The sequence below is a fragment of the Stenotrophomonas sp. STEN056 genome, from assembly GCF_056759635.1.
On record NZ_JBRRDL010000002.1, the window covers coordinates 195,872 to 214,865 of the forward strand.

Below are 18,994 nucleotides of genomic sequence, written 5' to 3' on the forward strand. Positions count from 1 at the left end.
TCACGGCCATCAACCCTAACGGAGCAAACAACGTGAGAAAAGTTCAGACCATCGTTTATTTCGCCGTGATCAGCTGCCTATCCTTTGCGTTTATCGGCATGTATATAGGCTACAAAGCCGCTATCGCTGACAACAAGATGTCAGCTGAGAAAACTGCCTCCGAAGACGCACTTTTGCCGGGAGCTCGGTGAAACCTATCATTCAGTCTGAGTCCGCGGAATGTGGCCTGGTCGCGTTGGCGATGGTGTCAGCATCGTTCGGGCTTGAAATTGGACTACCGGAGCTCCGTCAACGCTTTCCTTTATCGCTCAAGGGAGCAAAGCTGTCGCAGCTGATATCTGTTGCCCAGCAGCTTGGCTTCTCAACCAGGCCACTGCGCCTGGAGATGGAAGACCTCGGAAATCTCAAACTCCCGTGCATTCTGCACTGGGACCTGAATCACTTTGTCGTGCTAGCCAAGGTAGGCCGTACCAAAGCTACGATCTTGGATCCGGCCCTTGGCGAGCGCCTGATGCCTCTCTCCGAGGTGTCAGATCACTTCACAGGCGTAGCACTCGAACTCACGCCTACCGCTGAATTTGCGCAAACCAAACCCGCACCTGCCGTCAGCATCAAGCAGCTGACCGGCCGCATCCGCGGGCTATGGCCATCGCTCGCCCAGATCCTGCTGCTCTCAATTGCGCTGCAGGTCTTCGCGGTGCTGGCTCCGTTCTTCATGCAATGGGTGGTCGATCAGGTACTGGTATCCGCCGACCGCGACCTGCTTACCGTGCTCGGCCTTGGGTTCGGACTGGCCCTGCTGCTGCAGGTTGCCATCAGCCTGTTACGTGGCGGTGCCGTCGTCTACCTGTCCTCCCGTCTCGGCTTGCAATGGATGGGGAATGTGTTCGCCCACCTGCTCAGGTTGCCATTGGACTTCTTCGAGAAGCGCAACCTCGGTGACATCACCTCGCGCCTGTCTTCGGTACAAACCATCCAGAAGACCCTGACAACGAGTTTTGTCGAGGCGCTGATCGATGGCCTCATGGCAGTGGTGACCCTGGTACTGATGTTGGTTTACAGCTGGAAATTGGCCTTGGTCACCTTGGTCGCAGTGATTCTGTACGCTGCCATCCGTGCTATCGCTTGGCGCCCCCTGCGCGACGGGACCGAGCAACAGCTGATCGCATCGGCCAAGCAACAGACGCATCTTCTCGAGTCCCTGCGCGGCATGCAGAGCCTGAAGGTCGCTGGTGAAGAGTCCCGTCGTCGCAGCGCCTACGACAACCTCATGGTGGATACCATCAGTCGCGACGTTCGCGTGGCCCATCTCGGTCTTGGGTTCAGCAGTGCCAGCCAACTGGTATTCGGCCTGGAACGCGTCGCGGTAATCTGGATCGGTGCGACCCTTGCAATGAACGGTGCTTTCTCGGTCGGCATGCTGATCGCCTACCTTGCCTACAAGGATCAGTTCGCCTCTCGTGCAAGCAGCCTCATCGACAAGTTCATCGAGTTCCGGATGCTGCGCTTGCACGGCGAGCGGCTTGCCGACATCGTGCTCACCCCACCGGAGGAGAACACGTCAGGCCCCGAATCCCCTCCCCCGAAGGACATCTGCATCGAGGTCGAGAACCTGTCCTTCCGCTATGCCGATGGTGAGCCCTGGGTGTTGAGGAATTGCAGCTTCAAGGTCGACGCAGGTGATTCCATCGCCATCGTCGGTGCCTCGGGCTGTGGCAAGACGACTTTGGTGAAGATCATGCTGGGCTTGCTGCAACCAACGGAAGGAAAGATCAAGATTGGCGGCGAAGATATGCGCAAGCTTGGAGCGCGCAATGTACGCAGCATCATCGGCGCGGTGATGCAGGATGATCAGCTGTTTGCAGGCAGCATCGCCGACAACATCGGCTTTTTTGACCCTGATTTTGATCTTGTACGCGTGGAGGCAGCGGCGAGGCTCGCCGCAGTGCATGAAGACATCGCCGCGATGCCTATGGGCTACCACGGCCTGATCGGAGACATGGGCAGTTCGCTCTCCGGTGGGCAGAAGCAACGCATCATCCTCGCACGCGCACTTTATCGCCAGCCCAAGCTCTTGTTCCTCGATGAAGCAACCAGCCACCTGGACGTGATGCGCGAGCGCTTGGTGAACGATGCCGTGCGCAAGCTACAACTCACCAAGGTCATCGTCGCCCATCGACCTGAAACCATCGCCAGTGCTGATCGCGTGCTGGTGATGGATGGTGGTCGTGTCGCACAAGAGCTTCGTCAGAACACAGGCAGGGACGCTACGGTACGCGAACCTGAGCAGGCCCTGTCCTGAATTCAATCGGCTGGCTTGCACGCTGGCTGCTGATTGCATGGCTGTTTCACCCCATCGATTCCCGGCCCCGGCACCAAGGTGTGCCGACCAACCAACGAGAGGAAGCATGATGCGCGAACTCAATCAGGAAGCACTGGACAGCATCTTCGGTGCCGGCCCGAGCAATAGCGGCGGCAGTACCAGCACAGGGGACCCCAAGGACACAACCGGGCCTTACGATCCGATCGGCGACAGGAACACCCAGGACGATTGGCTCAGCTGAACGAGCACGGCATTGATCCCGCGCAAGCACTGCAATTTCATCTGCGAGCGAAGTTGTGGCCGTGAAGCAGAACGCCCCGGCAATGCCGGGGCGTTCTTTGTCACAACGTAGAACTGTACTTACTGCGCCAACTCGAAGCGCACTTCCACGCGGCGGTTCGGCAGCAGGCATTCCAGCAGCGCGGCGCGCGGCTTGACGCCCTCGCACTGCTGCACCTGCTGGGTGTCACCGCGGTACTCGTAACGGATCTTGTCCGCCGGGATGCCACGGCCGGCGAGCAACTCGCGCACGGTCTTGGCACGACGCTCGGACAGGGCCTGGTTGTAGTCGAAGCCGTTGCCCTGCATGCGGTCGGCGTGGCCCACCAGGGTGACCCCGGCCAGCTCGCGCTTCTCGCTGCTGAGGGTGGCCAGCGCACGGTCGATGCTCTCCAGCGAGTAGGTGCGGATGTCCTTGTAGCCGTCGCGGTCGAACTCGAACAGCACGTTGGCAATCAGCGGGCCCGCTGCCGGCGCAAGCGGCGCCACCGGGCCTGCCGGGTCCACGCCGCACAGGCGCGCGGCGGTTTCGGCTTCGTTGACCAGGTCTTCGGCAATCTGGATGTACGGCTTGGAGTGGCGCCACTGCTGCTGGTTGAACTCGTTGCCGGCATGCACCAGCTCCACTTCACCGCAGGCCACCTTCTGCGCGGCACAGGCAAAGCCCGGGGTGCCGTGGATGACCTTCAGGCGCTGCCACAGATCGGCACGCAGGTACTTGGCGTCGTTCACCAGTGCGGTGTCGGTGGGGATCGGCGAGACGCCGTTCTCCATGTCCACGATCAGCTTCTCCGACTCGGTCAGCGCTTCCTGCGGGAACGCGCTGCGGTCGTTGCGGGTGTATTCGTGGAAGGACACGTCCAGCCAGCACTGCGCCTTGGACAGGTGGTAGTCGCGGATCGGGCGGCCACCGTCGTTGAGCGCCTGGATGCGGCCCTGGGTGGCCTCGTAGGACGCCAGGTCGGCATGGATGGCTTCATCGCTGATGCGCTTGGCCTGCGGGTTGAGCTGGGTCTGCTGGGCGTTGGCGCCGGCGGCAACCACCGTGAGTACGGCAGCGGCCAGCAGGGAGCGGAACGCGGGGGTTTTCAGATGTGAAAGCGTCATGGTGTCGTCCTCAGCGGGCCGGATCGCGGTAGCGAACCGGGTCCCGACGGAAAAGATCTTCATCGAACTTGAAGCGCAGACGCAGGAACGCGCCCTGCTGCGTGTACTCGTAACCGTTGAGGTCGCTGTCACCCTCGAAGCCGGTCCAGTTGTAGCCGGCCGACAACCACAGGTTCTGGCGCAACAGGCGGCCCACTTCCATGCCGTAGGCGTACTGGTTGGCGCCGAACTGGCCACGGAAGGTGGAAGCCAGCACGCCGATGTCCCAGTTCTCGGTGATGTCGTAGACCACGCGGCCGGACAACAGCACCGCGTTGAAGCGGCTGTTGACGCGACCACCGTCGCTGTAGGCGAACTGGTCACGCTGCCACTTGCCGGCAACGCGGCCGGTCAGCCACCACGGGCGCGAGGGGTGCCAGTCGGCATGCGCCGAGACGATATGCGCACGGGTGCGCACGTCCTGGCTGGTGCCATCCACCACGTCGCCGTCGAGCAGGGTCAGCCCGCTTTCGTCGCGTTCGAGCTTGTACTCGTAACGCATCAGCGCGTTGATCCGGTTGCGGTCGGTGTCGCGGTAGGCCAGGCCAAGCTGGAAGCGATCCTGCAGCACGTCACCACGGTCTTCGTAGTTGGTGGCCAGCAGGTAGTTGCGGCCCAGCAGGGTCCAGTCGCGGCTCAACTTGCGCGCCACCATGAACTGCAGCAGCGTGGTGTTGAAGGCCTCGTTGGCGGCGGTGCCCGGCACGTCCTCGGAGATGCGGTGCTCGCCACGGATGGCACCGCGCCACAGCGGGTTGGCGCTGTAGTCCAACGCCAGCGCCAGGCCGGTGCTGTCGCCGGTATCACCGGCCACCACGTTGACCCGCTCGATGGAGCTGCTCAGGCGCAGGCCCTGGGCGATGTCCCAGTTGTTGCGGATACCCGAGGCGGCCTGCACATCACGGCCACTGATCGAGTCACGCATGCGGTATTCGGAGAACGCCTGCGTGTCGCGGATGTAGCTGCTGTCGATACCGAACACCAGCGCATCGGCCTCGCGGTCGGTGGTGGTGATGCCGTAGGCGCTGGTCAGGCCGGTCTGCTTTTCGTAGCGGCCATACAGGCGGCTGCGCTCGAACACCTGGTAGTCCACACCGGCGGCAACGCGGTTGCGGTCTTCACCGCTGACGCTCTGTTCGTACTCGGCGCCGCCGCTGAACTTGTCGCTGAAGCGGTAACCCAGGCCGATGCGTGCGCTGTCCGATTCCAGCTTGGTGCCCACCGGCAGGTCGCTGGTGATCGGGCTGCCGCTGGACGAGCCGTTGATGACCATCAGGCCGGTGGCCGGGTCCAGTGCCTGCTGGCCGTAGCCCAGCGCACCGCCGCCACCGCCGGTGGCAAAGCCGCCGGTCAGGCCACCCATCTGCCCAAACGGTGCACCGGAGGACCACGGCGACGTCACGCCGATGGTCTCGCGGATGCTGCGCAGGCCAAGGTCCACGGTCAGCCGCTCGGTTGCACCGATGCGCACACCGGCGCCGCCGGCATCACGCTCGCCACCGTCAGGGTTGCGGTCTTCGCTGCGCAGGCCTTCCACATACAGTTCAAGGCGCGGGCCCACGGTGTAGGCCATGCGGGCGCTGTATTCGCCACGGCCGCCGTACAACGGCGAGGCGGCGTTGTTGAACTCAGGATCGGTACGCGCGGCAAACAGGCGGGCGTCGAACTTGCTGCCGTCATGGGCGAATTCCACGCGCCAGGCATCGCCTTCCACCTCGCCGGTGACATCCTTCAAGCCCTGCGAGGTCACCTGGTTGAGCGAGTTGGTGTTGACCTCGCTGCGGGTGCGTGCGAACTCGGCCACCAGCATGGTGTTCTGCCCGAAGCGATAGCCGGCGTTGACGCTGCCCATCTTGAATTCGGCATACGGGTTGCGGTCTTCCACCGCCGAGGCACCCACTTCCAGCTTGTCGGTCAGCTTGAACTGGCCATCGGCGCCGACCACCCAGAACTTCTCGGTCTGCTGGTCCAGTTCATAGGTGATGCGCAGCGACACCGGGTTGAGGTCGCTGTCGAATGACGGCAGGAACTGGTTGAGCAGGATGCGCCCGGAGAACGGCTCGAAGCTGTAGTCCACCAACCGCGCCAACGGCTTGACCGAGACGATGCGGGTGGGCTGGTTGCGGTCGCGCACGATCATTTCCACGCGCTCGCTGCCTTCCAGCACCGCGTTGTTGCGCAGCGCATACGGGCCACTGCCCTGGCTGCGGAACTCTTCGATGATCTGCCGCAGCGAGTCTTCGATGGCGAACACGTTGGTACGCACGCGCTCACTTTCAAAGTGCCAGCCCAGGCCGGTTGCGGTGCGGTTGTAGGTGCTCAGGATGCGCTGCGGGATCGGGCCGCTGCCACCGATGCCGCTGGTGGTGGCCAGCGTGTCGCCGGTCTGGAAGTCACCGTACAACAGGTAGCTGCGCTTGTTGTCGATACGCACGTACAGGCGCTCGGCCGAGCGCGCGTCGAAGCCACGCAGCGACGAGTCGCCGTACACCGGGTAGAACTCTTCAGGCTGGATGTCACGCAGCAGGCGGCCACGCACGTCCTTGTCCGAATCGTAGGCAGCGGTGAGCAGGTACTCACCCTTGATCTGCCCCTTGACGAAGAACGCGGTGCGCGCGGCGGCATTCGCCTTGCCGTTGTTGAAGGTCTTTTCCCAGCGGCGGATGTCGCGGTCGAAGGCGTCGTGGTGCTGCACCGGCGAGATCAGCCCGGCGTTAGTCTTGTTGCGGAAGTTGACGATGCCTTCGATCAGGCCGGTGGCCAGCAGCTCGCGCATTTCCGGCAGGAAGCCAATCGTGCCTTCGGCCACCTGGTCGCCTGCGGTGATCCGCAGCAGGACATCCTGCGGATCGTGCGGGGCCACCAGGTCGAACTCGGCCACGCCGTTTTCAACGGCGACCTGCACGCCCGGCATCACCTTGTCGGCATCGGCGGCGCCGGGGCCGAACTCATCGGTGCGCGAGCCGGGCAGGCGGATGCGGCCACCACTGTTTTCAATGGTGGCGTAGCTGGTGCCAGCCAGCGGCTTGCCGTCGGCACCGAGCAGACGCACGGTGATGTGCACCGGCGTCTGGCCATCGGCCGGCACGCCATCACGGTCCACTTCCACCGACACGCGGTCCACGCCGACATTGCTGCTGTAGTCGGCCTGGCCCGAACGGGCAGCGACGACTTCCGGCGGCGTATCGGTGGTGACCAGCGAGCGCGGATACAAGGTGCTGGCATCACCCAGCACCGGCGTGAAGCGGGTGCTGCTGCCCACGTTCTGGGCCAGGGCGGGCAGTGCCGCGGTGGCCAGTGCACAGGCCAGCAGGCTCATGCGCGGCATCGCGCGCAGGTTGCGGCGGCTCATGGCTGCACCTCCTGCGAAGCGGGCGCCGAGGGCGGATTGGGTCGCGGATGCACGATCGGTCTCTGGTTGGCCGAGTCCGTGGCCTGTTGCGGCGCACGGGCGGGCTTGCTTTCAAAGCGCAGCTGCGACTGGCCGGTTTCGGTTTCCGGCGCACGCACCTCGCCCTGGGTACGACGGGCCTTGACCTGCTCCAGCAGCGGGTTGGAGCAGCTGCCTTCGATGAAGTCGGCGCGGTGCAGCTCACCGTTCTTCAGGTCAAGGAACAGGCTGTCGGCATCACCCAGGTTGCGGTTGCTGCTGGTGGTCAGGCGCGAGCCGGCCGGCAGGGTGGACGGATCCACCTTCAAGGTATGGCTCTGCGGGGTCAGGCCGCAGTAGCTGTACTTGCCTTCCGAATCGGAGATCACCCAGGTGCCGTTGGAGAAGTACAGACGCACGCCCGGGATACCCAGCTCTTCGTTGTCCTGCAGGTGGTTGTTGTTGCAGTCCACGAACACCTTGCCCAGCACGCACGCTTCCTCGGTGAACACGCCGCCGGTGACACGCACGCGGTACTCGGCACGGTTGGACGGCACCGAACCCGGCACCGGCGTCATCGAGTCCGGATCGATACAGCCACCAGCAATCGAGCAGCCATGGGCCTGGGCGCGGTTGACGCCGTCACCCTGCTGCGCACCCACGCCAACCCGCACGCGGTAGGTCAGCACCAGCTGCTGGCCGACGTTGATCGGGCCGAGGTTGAAGCCCAGGCGCGGGCCCGGCTTGCCAAACGGCTCGTCCAGCGCACGGCCGCCGACGCGGGCAGTGCCATCGATGTAGGTGAAGCCACGCGGCAGCGTATCGACGATGTTCAACGTCGCCATTGCACTGCCGGCGGTCTGCCGCACGGTGATGGTGTACTGCACGGTGTCACCGATTTCCGCGGTCTGGCGGTCACCTGTCTTGGTGATGACCAGGCCGGTGGCTTCGGCGGTATCCAGCGGGATGTGGTTGTGGACGATGCTGGCAGTTGCCGAACCGGCAAACAGGGTCAGCCAGTACTGCGTCGGCGTGCCCACCGCGCCGGTCGGCGCGTTGGACTGCGGCTGCACCAGGTGGTTGTTGCCGGCCGCACCCAGCGGCGACAGCGAACCGTCCTGCGGTGCGATCAGCGAGGACACGAACTGGTAACCACCCGGCGGCGTGACCGTCAGCTGGAACTCACAACGTGCCGGCGCAGCCGGGCCGAACATGAACTGGTAATAGCCGTTGTTGCCCACGGTCATGGACACCGCATTGCCTTCCACGCGGTAGCCACCGGCAGCCGCGTTGAGGATGGCCGTCATCGGGTCATAGCCGTTGCACACGCCCACCGGGGTGATGGTCACGATGGAGCCCGGCACCGGATCACGGGTGACGGCGTCGTACACCACACCGGACGGATCCACCGGCAGGCTCTGCTGCGGCAGATGCTGGCCGGCTTCGAGCACGACCTGCAGCTGGCTGGTGCCGTTCTCGGTGACACGGCAGGCACTGACGCCTTCGTTGGTGATCGCACGCGCACTGTCACAGGCAACGCCCATGCCACCGGCGGTTTCCTGGTTGACCGGCCACGCCCACAACACGCCCGAGGCAGGGTCACGGAACTGCAGGTTCCACTTGATGCCCGGCACCACGTCGCCAAAGCGGTAGCTACCGTCCACGGCGGTGGTGGTGGTCTGGCTCACCAGGCCGGTGGTCGCGTCCAGCAGCTCCACGATCCACGACTGCAGGCGCTCATCGCCACCATCCAGTCGGGTGTCTTCGCTGCCGATGTCGAACCACACGGTGCCGCCAACCGACGCGGCCAGCTGCACCTGGTTGGGCACACGGCACGCGTTCTGGGTGATGGCGGTATCGCACACCGGCAGATCGGTGACATCGCCCTCGAACGCGGTCTTCTCTTCGGTGGTCGGGGTACGGAACTCGTTCTCGCCGCCGCCTTCCACCAGCACCGCATTGTTGACGGTGCCGGCCTTGGCGGCTTCGGCGGTGACGTTGACCTTGACGGTGATGTCCGAGGCCGAGGTCACGCCGGCATTGACCACTTCCGAGCTACGGCATTCAAAGCGGGCATCGCCCACCGCGCCGGTGCAGGTCCAGCCGTTGCCCGACGGAACTTCCGCCAGGTTCAGGCCGGCCGGCAGACGGTCCTTGACGAGGTACTCGCCCTTCGACGCCTGCTGCCCGCCGTTGCGCACGCGGATGGTGTACGTGGCCACGTTGTTGACGGTGAACTTGACCGTGGTGGACGACTTGCTCACCAGCATGTCCGGCGAATCGCCGATCTCACCGAAGTTGTTGTCCACCGAGTTGTTGCCCGGCTTGAGCACGATGCCGTCGATCATCGAAGGCGTGGTTTCCTTGCCGGTGACCTTGGCGCTGGACTTCACACCGTCGACCGAGCCGGCGGTGGTCTGGCCGTTGAGGGTTTCGGCAGGCTGCGTCGGCTCGGTCACCACATAGGTGCCCGGACGCAGGTTCTCGAACACGTAGTGGCCCTGCGCGTCGGTCTTGCCCGGCACGTTGACCGGGTTGCCCAGGTCGTCGGTGCCGGTCAGCACGACATCGATCAACGCATAGCCACCTTCGTCGCTCTGCTTGATGCCGTCATCGTTGCTGTCGTTGTAGACAAAGCCGGCAATGCTGCCCACCGGGATCTCGCCGAAGTTGTTGTCCGTCGAGGTTTCGTTCACGCCCACCTTGATCGTGGAGATCTTCGACGGCGTGGTGCCCGGCGTGGTTGCCTTGCCACCCGTGGTACCCGGCACGGTCTTGCCGTCCAGGGTGCCCGGCGGCTGGTTCGGCTCGGTCACCGTGTAGGTGCCCGGCGGCAGGTCGGTGAAGCTGTAGTTGCCATCGGCATCGGTGGTCACCGTGACGGTGATCTTGGTGCCATCGATGGCCGTGCCTTCCAGCTCAACGGTCACGCCGCTGATGCCCTTTTCATCCGGGTCCACGACGCCGTCGTTGTCGGTATCCACCCACACCTTGCCGGTGATGCCGCTGCTACGCGGAATCTCGCCGAACAGGTTGTCCACCGAGGCGCTGCCCGGCGTGCTCAGGTCAATGTCGACAATCTTGCTCGGTACCGTGGTCACCGGCGTAGCCGTACCCGAAGCGACACCATCCACCTTGCCGGCCGTGGTGATGCCGTTGGCGGTGCCGGTCGGCTGGGTCGGCTCGGTCAGGCTGTACTTGCCCGGGCGCAGACCCTCGAAGTGGAACTTGCCATCCTTGTCGGTGGTGGTGCTCCGGGTCACCGTCGCGCCGGTGTCATCGACACCGTTCAACTCGATGACCACGCCTTCCAGGCCGATTTCACCGGCACCGGCAATGGCGCCATCGTTGTCGACGTCCAGGAACACGGTGCCGGCGATGGACACCTGCAGCACTTCGCCGAAGTTGTTGTTTTCGGATTTGCCACCGGCGGCCAGGGTGATGCCACTGATCGCACTGGGAACGGTGGTGACAAGCGTGGCCGTACCCGTGGTCGTGCCGACGGTGGTGATGCCGTTGGCAGTCACCACGCCATTCCACGACGGCTGCTCAACCTGCTGAGTCACCTTGTAGGAGCCGGCCAGCAGATCGATGAACTGGTACTTGCCGTCGACATCGGTCACTGCCTTGGCCACGGCAACGCCCAGGGCGTTGACGGTGCCGGCAGGCAGTTCCACTTCCACGTTCGGCAGGCCCGGCTCGCCGGCATCCTGCTTGCCGTTGTTGTTGCTGTCCAGGTACACCACGCCCGACAACACTGCAGCGATCTCGCCGAAGTTGTTGCCCTGCGAGCCGGTGGCCGGCAGGTTGGTGATGGTGATGACGTTGCTGGTGTTTTCCTTGCCGTCGGCCAGGCCGGTCGGCTGCTTCTGGGTGATGGTGTAATCCACGCCCGCGATCGCATCCGGCCAGCTGTAGTTGCCGTCCTGGTCGGTGGTGATCGTTACATTGACGTCGTCGCCGCCACCGGGCTTTCCATCCGGGCCATTGCTGGTGATGACGATCTCCACACCCGGCAAGCCGGGCTCGGTACCGTCCTGGTCACCATTGTCATTGCGGTCCACATAGACGGTGCCGCTGATCGGTGCCTTCTTCAGCTCACCAAACAGGTAGCCGTCCGCCAACTGGCCGGCATCCAGGCCAATGCCACTGATGACGTTGGCCACCGCGTTGCTGCCCGCCGTGCTTGCATTGCCCGCAGCGTGCTTACCGTCTTCATAGGCCGACGGCTGGGTCTCGGTGATGGTGTAGCTGCCTTCCAGCAGGTCACCAAAGCTGTACTTGCCATCGGCGTCGGTAGTGGCCGTACGCGGAGAGATCGCCTTGCCGCTGCTGTCAGTGCCGCTCAGGGTCAGCGTGACACCTGCGATGCCCTGCTCGCCGGCTTCCTTGACGCCGTTGTTGTTGCCCGCGGTCGTGGCCGAGAAATCCTCGTACACGTAACCGGCCAGCGCACCCAGCTTTTCGCCGAAGTTGTTGCCAGGCGAACCGCTCAACGGCAGCTGCTTGATGCTGATTTCGTTGGTCGTGTGTTCCTTGCCTTCGGCATAACCCGCCGGCTGGATTTCCTTGATCACGTAGTCAACGCCGGTCGGCAGATTGGCGAAGGCATAGTTACCCTGCGCATCGGTTTCCACGCGCTTGATTTCAGTGGTGCCATCGGCGGCATAGAGCACCACCGTGACCTTCTCGATACCGCCGTTGGCGGCCGAGTTCACCGTGCCTGCATCGGCTGCGTCGAAGCTGCCGTTGTCGTTGCGGTCCACATAGACGGTGCCGGTGATGCTGGCAACCAACACCTCACCGAAGTTGTTTTCCTCGGACACGCCACCGGCGGCCAGGGTGATGCCACTGATCGCACTGGGAACGGTCTTCACATCCGTTGCCTTGCCGGTGGTGGTGCCGACCGTGGTTTTGCCATTGCTGGTTTCGACACCGCCGTACAGCGGCTGCTTCAGCTGCTCGGTCACCGTATAGGTGCCGGCCAGCAGATCGATGAACTGGTACTTGCCGTCGACATCGGTCACTGCCTTGGCCACGGCAACGCCCAGGGCGTTGACGGTGCCGGCAGGCAGTTCCACTTCCACGTTCGGCAGGCCCGGCTCGCCGGCATCCTGCTTGCCGTTGTTGTTGCTGTCCAGGTACACCACGCCCGACAACACTGCAGCGATCTCGCCGAAGTTGTTGCCCTGCGAGCCGGTGGCCGGCAGGTTGGTGATGGTGATGACGTTGCTGGTGTTTTCCTTGCCGTCGGCCAGGCCGGTCGGCTGGCTTTCAGTGACGCGGTAGTTCTTGCCCGCGGCAGCGTCCGGGTAGGTGTAGCGGCCCTGGGCATCGGTGACGATGGCCGGACCCGGCACCTTCACCCAGTTGCCCGGGCTCTGTTCCACCTCGATGATGATGCTCACGTTCGGGATGCCGGCTTCGCCAGCGTCCTGCTTGCCGTCATTGTTGCGGTCGATATAGACCGTGCCGCTGATCGGCGCCTCCGCCAACTCACCGAACAGATAGCCGCTGGCGTTCTGGCCAGCCGTCAGGCCGATGTCACTGATGATGTTGGCCGTCGCATTGCTGCCCGGCGTGGTTGCATCGCCCACGGTGTGCTTGCCATCGATATAGCCGCTGGGCTGGCTTTCGGTGATGACGTAGGTGCCTGCAAGCAGGTCGCCGAAGCTGTACTTGCCATCACCATCGGTGGTGGTCGTACGCGGGGTGATCGCCTTGCCGCTGCCATCGGTGCCCGTCAGGGTCAACGTCACGCCAACGATGGCCTTCTCACCGGCATCCTTGGCGCCGTTGTTGTTGCCCGAGGCCGTGCTCGAGAAATCTTCGTACACGTAACCGGCCAGCGAAGCCAAGGTTTCGCCGAAGTTGTTGCCCGCCGAACCACTCGTCGGCAGCGCACTGATGTGGATCTCGTTGGTGCCGTTTTCCTTGCCTTCGCCGTAGCCTGCCGGCTGCAGTTCCTTGACTACATAGTCGACGCCGGCCAGCCGGTTGCCGAACGAATAGTTGCCGGACCCGTCGGTTTGCACGCGATCAAGCTCGCTGGTGCCGTCGGCGGCATACAGCACGACCCACACCTTTTCGATGCCGCCGTTGTTGGCCGAGTTCACCGAACCGGCGTCACCGGCATCAAAACTGCCGTTGTCGTTGCGGTCCACGTAGACGGTACCGCTGATGCCGGCCAGCAGGATCTCACCGAAGTTGTTGTTCTCCGACACGCCACCGGCGGCCAAGATGATGTCCTTGATCGCACTGGGAACGGTGTCCACATCCGTCGCGTCACCGCCGGTCGAGCCGGGCGTGGTGATGCCGTTGCTGGTGATGTCACCGGCAAAGCTCGGCTGCAGCACCTGTTCGGTCACCGTATAGATGCCCGCCAGCAGATCGACGAATGCGTATTGGCCGTCGTTGTTGGTCTTTACCTTGCCCACAGCCACGCCGAGCGCATTGAGCGTACCGGCAGGCAACTCCACTTCCACATTGGGCAGGCCCGGCTCACCGCTGTCCTGGATGCCGTTGTTGTTGCGGTCAAGGAACACCACGCCGGACAGCGTCGCGCCCTTCTCACCGAAGTTGTTGTTCGTCGAGCCGGCCGCCGGCAGGCTGTTGATGACAATGACGTTAGGCGTGCCGGTATTGACCGTGCCGTTTTCCTTGCCATTGCCCAAGCCGGGCGGCTGTGTTTCGGTGATGCGGTAGTTGTTGCCGACAACACCACCGTCGTAGCTGTAATGACCGTTGCTGTCGGTAACGATCGGCTGGCTGGTGACAACCGCCGTCCAGATGCCCGGCGCCGTCTCCATTTCCAGGGTGATGGCTACCCCGGCAATACCCGGCTCGTTCGTGTTGTCGCTGCCGTCGTCGTTCTGGTCGAGGTAGACACGCCCGGAAATGACGCTGACGAGATTCTCACCGAAATTGAACTCGGTGCCATCCTGGCCTGAAGACAGGTCGATATCGGAAATACGGCTCGTGGTGGCTGCGTCCGGACTCACACCGTTACCCGGTGTGCAACCCGTTGCGCACAGAACGCCGCCGATCTTGCCCTTGTTCACGGCATCGGGACGGTTGGCATAGCCGGTCGGCAGTGGCTCACGCAGCGTATAGACCTTGAACGGATCAAGGTTCTCGAACTTGTAGGCGCCATTTACCGTCGTGCGGGTGTCGAGCACCGTTGACGGATTGCTGGCATCAAGCAGTTCCACCACGGCGCCGTCGATCAGCGTGTCACCCGCACCGTAGGTGTTGTTGCGGTCCACATCCACATAGACCAGGCCGGACAGGGACGGAAGCCGGATCTCCGGGAAGTCGTAGTGGGTGGCAGTGTCCGTGCGGCCAATCTGGACGCCGCTGTAGATCACCGAGCCGTTGTAGGTACCGCCATGCGATGCCGCGCCAGGCGCAGGTGCCACCGGCACCATGTCCGGGCTGTCCACGTAGTCGCTGGGCTGCACCTGGGTGACCGTGTAGCCGGCCGCATCCGAGGGCGGCAGGTTGTTGAAAGTGAAGCGGCCATCAGTACCCGTCTTCACTTCAATGTAGTTGACCGTTGCACCACTCGCCCCGCTGGTGAGCGGGTTGCCATAGCTGTTGGTGCCCGACAGGCGTACCACCACCTGGCCAATGCCCGGCTCGTCACTTTCGGCCTGGCGGTTACCGCCCTGGCCGGCGGTGCGCAGCCGGTCCTCATAGACCACACCGGACAGCGAAGAACGCACGAACGGAATTTCTTCCTCGTCCTTGTTGTTGCTTGGCTTGCTGTCTACCTGCTCGGTTTTCACCTCGGTGACATTCTTGACCTTGCCACCGCTGGGCCAGCTGGTATGACGGACCTTGGCGATCACACGCACCTTGCCGGTCGCGGTGACGTCACCCACATTGCAGGTGATGTTCAGACCAGTGACCGAACACGTACCGCTACCGACAGGCGTGGTATCGACCTGTGCCGGGCCCTTCTTTTGCCAGGTCACATTGCCGATCAGCTCGGTTCCGGCCGGAAGCGTGTCAGTAATGACGGTGCCGGTTCCACTCTCCGGGCTGGTGCCATTGCGATCCTTGGAAAGGCTTGCACCCGGGCCATGGTTGGTCGCATCCATGACCCAGTAGAACGGCTGCCACAGCGTAACGTCCGTTGCCGCCGCTGGCGCCGGGGTATCGGGGTCGGCAACCGGCACATCGGTATGCACCGACTTGGCGATGCTCAGGTCCACGCGCGTGCGCACCGTGGTGTCCTGCGTCTTTGATACGGTCGGGGCTTCCACTGCCGAGACCGAGACCGAGTTCATCACCGTGTCGCCATTGGCGGCCGGTGCGTCCAGATACTCGTACCTCAGGAATGCATAGCTGAATGCACGAGCGGCGAGTACGCCTTCGGCATTGTTGGTGAAACCGGAACCTGCCAGGTTGCAGCTGATCTCAAGGCCAGCATCGCCTGGACTGATGCCGGCGCCGGTGAACGTGGTGGAACCCGTTACGGTGCAGTTGCCCACGCTGTAGGCAGCATCAGCCGGCCGGTTGTAGTTGGCGCTGGTGGCCATGCCCAAGAACCTGACCCTCTTGCCAAGCGGTGCGCGCAGCGTGTCGCTGATGATCACATTGCTGGCAACGGACGGACCGAGGTTCTGCACGGAAACACGGTAGGTAAGCGTGTTGTTGGCCGGATTCAGGCCATCGAAGCCCAGCGGATCCACACCGCCAAAGTCCGGCTCACCACTGACGGGCAGGTCATCCTTGTTGATGACCAGCGTGGCGTTTTCCCGGGTGAAGGTCAGCTCCGCATCCTTGGTGTCATCGCCGCTGTTGGTGTTGAAGTTGTAGTCCGGGCCCGTTGCGCCACCGCTGATTTCGAACTGGCCGACGTCGTGGAAGCTACGGCCTGCCGGTGTGTTGGGATGACGGTTGGGGCGGATCACGACCGTCATCACTTCATTCTGGCGGTGCGCCATGTTCAATGCCGGGCAGGCGATGCTCAGCTGAAGATCAGAAGCCGTCGGGTTGCTGTAAGACGTACCGCCGCCGGCATTCGGGTTCTCGACAATGCCCGGTGCCACCGTCTCCACCGTGCAGATCGCGGTGTTGGGCGTACGCGATGCCGACACGAACACGAAGCCGGGATCGTTCGCAGGCACGGTGAGCACATCGCGGAACACAACGCCGGGGATCAGCGACGGGCCGTCATTGAAATAGGTGATCTTGTATTCGCTGTTGACGCCAATCTGCCCAACGCCGTTGTTGGACACGCTCTTTTTCGCAGTGCGCATGTTGGCCTGGCGCTCAATCGCCACCCAGTCCTTGGCCTGGTTGTTGGCCGAGTTGGTCTCGGCGATTGAGCCGGCGACCGCCGCATCCACGCCCACGCCGGCCGTGTTGCAGTAAGCCCCTGTCGCTGGCGCATCAACGCCACAACTTGCGGTTCCGGTCTGTGCGGACGAGTCAAACAGCGGGCGAGTGACCGTGATGGTGATGTCTTCAAATTCACCCGGTTCCAGGCCTTCCGTATTCGAGCGGCACGTCACCGAGCCTGCATTGACCACGCAAGCCCAGCCCGAGGCCGAGCTCGCGGTGACGCCGGTGCCCGGCAGCGTCGTGCCTTCAATTTGACCTGGAGCGACATAGCCCGGAATGGTGTCGTTGACGACAATGCCGGTGGCCTTTACCGGAGCATCACCGACATTGAGGTTGGTGACGCGCAGGGTGTAGGTCAGGGTGTCCTGATTGAACTTCAGAACGTTGTCCGCACTGCCGGTGCCGTTGGTCCACTTTTCAAGTGCCAGGTCCACCCGGTCAAGCGTCGTGCGCGTGCCATCACCGGCACAGTTGTTGGTCGAATCCCGGTCGCCGTACTTGACGCTTGCATTGTCAGCGCTGGTACCCGGAGTCAACGAGCCACCGGAGCCACCCGTGCAGGCCTGGTTTTCCATGTTCAGATTGGCGGCGCGCGCACGGGTGATGATCGTCAGCTCCGGCGTCCTGCCGCCCTTCGGCAAGGGGTACCTGCTTGGGTCCAGGTCACAGGTGACAACCTGCTTGGCACCGCCCTGGGTCCACGGCGACGGCGTGACCGAGCACAGCCATTCGCCGGTCTTGCCACCGCTGACAAATTCCTCACCCTCTGACAGCTCATCGACGACCTGCACATTGCTGGTCGCCGCCCCCGGCCCGTCGTTGAGCACATTGATGAGCGAGGTCATCAGGCTCTCGCTGTCATCGCCCACGCCGTTCCACACCGAAATCAGCTTGGGATTCTTTTTCTTGGTCAACGCCAGATCGACGCCATTGGACATCACCGGGAAGGTGGTACCGCCAGCGTTGTTGCTGGTGTTCGGGTCGTCGGTTTCCGACTTCACATGTGCCGTATTGGTCACATTGCCGGAGCTGTTGGTGCCGGTGGACGGTGCCAGTGCATTGAACTCAAAGTTCGCTATTGCGCCTACCGCCAGACTGCCGGTGTAGTCGCACTTGATGCGGGTATCAGCATCGAGCTTGGCGCAGGTCCAGTTCGGGACTGTGGGCAACGCGCCGGTAAGCGTGAAACCCTCCGGCAAGGTGTCTTCCCAGCTCGGGTTCAGTGCAGGACTAGGGCCCGGGTTGTTGATCTGGATCTGGAACGTCGCCTGCTCACCCGCAATGACCGGCGTGGTCTTCAGCGTCTTGCTGATGGACAGGTCCGCACCCGCAGTGACGATCGTGGTTGCCGTATCGCCATTGTTTTCCGGGTTGGACTCGCGTGGCTGCGAGAGGTCGTCGCTGGGTTCCACCACCGCCAGGTTTTCAACCGTGCCGGTGGCTGCATTGACCTTGGCACGCAGGGTGAACGTGGCGCTGCCACCCACCGGAATCGCAGCGCCCGTGTAGGTCGCCGTCATGCTGCCTTCGTTGAAGGACCAACCCGCGCCCACGAAGCTGCCTGGGACATAGGTAGGGCCGGACAGGGTGTCGGTTACCGTGAATCCAGCCGTGGGGCTCGGACCGTCGTTGTGCACCGTGACGGTATACGTGGCAATACCGCCGCCAATGATGGTCGCCGGGCCCTGCTTTACCAGGCGCAGGTCCGTGGAGCGCTCCAGTGTCGTGCGCTCACCTTGCCAGTTGTTGTTCGTGTTGCCGTCATCGCCGTAGAAGGGCGGCACGGGGTTGCCGGGGCCCATGTCCTTCACCGGGCCGGTGACGGTATTGAGCTTATCGGCGAAACCGATCGCACCGTACAGGAAGACATCCTGCGTGGTGGCCCCGGAGATGGCGCGGGTGTCCACTTCAAGGTGGAATGTCAGCGGCTCGTCTGTCTTCAGCTCGGGCAGCGTGCAGGTCACGCGCACAGGTGTGGTTGCCGCAGGGGTACAGCTGTTCAAGCCGGTGACCTGGCTCAGCGTCGCACCCAGAGGCAGGTCAAATACCACGGCGCCATTGCTGACCGGCTCGATATCGGAGTTGCTGGCCGTAATCCGGTACTTGATCAACGCGCCGGCAGCCACCGGATCAAAGCCCGTGTCACTGACGTTGAGGATCAGGTCACTCGCCATTGCAGTGGCCGGTGCCAGCCATGCCAACGTCATTGCGGCCAACGCGCGGGTGATGCGTGTCCGCAGCCCCGATCGTTCCTGCTTGACTACGGCGACGTAGCCACCAATGGCACTGCTCTGCTCGAAAAGACTTTTCACCGGGTAACCCCATTGCAAACGCGCGGCTACGCCGGACTGCCGTTTCAACGGCAACCCGGGTAAGACGTGATTGGTTGGAAGACGGCCCGCCCCAAAACGGGTCGTCGGAGCGACATCCCTGTTCAGTGATGTCGTGACGGCGCGAATTCTTACGCCCGTCTTCGAGGGTTACAGTGCCGAACTCTGACGAAAACTCACTGTAGATCACGCGCA

5 protein-coding genes are annotated in these 18,994 nt (G+C 63.3%); 2 read left to right on the forward strand and 3 right to left on the reverse strand.

Going from position 1 to position 18,994, the window contains the following annotated elements; all coding sequences use genetic code 11:
- Nucleotides 1-187: 187 nt before the first annotated feature.
- Nucleotides 188-2,302: a peptidase domain-containing ABC transporter gene (locus ACVOLO_RS02255; RefSeq protein WP_481568649.1), complete on the forward strand. Its 2,115-nt coding sequence runs from the start codon at nucleotides 188-190 to the stop codon at nucleotides 2,300-2,302.
- A 109-nt stretch (nucleotides 2,303-2,411) separates the two neighbouring features.
- Nucleotides 2,412-2,564, forward strand: a complete 153-nt coding sequence (locus ACVOLO_RS02260; protein ID WP_481568650.1) for a hypothetical protein — start codon at nucleotides 2,412-2,414, stop codon at nucleotides 2,562-2,564.
- A gap of 119 nt (nucleotides 2,565-2,683) precedes the next feature.
- Here ACVOLO_RS02260 and ACVOLO_RS02265 read toward each other — a convergent pair whose 3' ends face one another.
- Genes ACVOLO_RS02265 through ACVOLO_RS02275 form a run of 3 tightly spaced genes read right to left on the reverse strand, consistent with a single transcriptional unit; the run spans nucleotide 2,684 to nucleotide 18,781 of the window.
- Complete coding sequence (locus tag ACVOLO_RS02265; RefSeq protein WP_481568651.1) at nucleotides 2,684-3,709, reverse strand: OmpA family protein; 1,026 nt, start codon at nucleotides 3,707-3,709, stop codon at nucleotides 2,684-2,686.
- A gap of 10 nt (nucleotides 3,710-3,719) precedes the next feature.
- Nucleotides 3,720-7,100 (reverse strand): Ig-like domain-containing protein, encoded by a 3,381-nt coding sequence (locus ACVOLO_RS02270; protein WP_481568652.1) that lies wholly within the window; start codon nucleotides 7,098-7,100, stop codon nucleotides 3,720-3,722.
- Nucleotides 7,097-18,781, reverse strand: a complete 11,685-nt coding sequence (locus tag ACVOLO_RS02275) for an SdrD B-like domain-containing protein (protein WP_481568653.1) — start codon at nucleotides 18,779-18,781, stop codon at nucleotides 7,097-7,099. The genes ACVOLO_RS02270 and ACVOLO_RS02275 overlap by 4 nt, the downstream gene beginning before the upstream one ends.
- Nucleotides 18,782-18,994 lie beyond the last annotated feature (213 nt).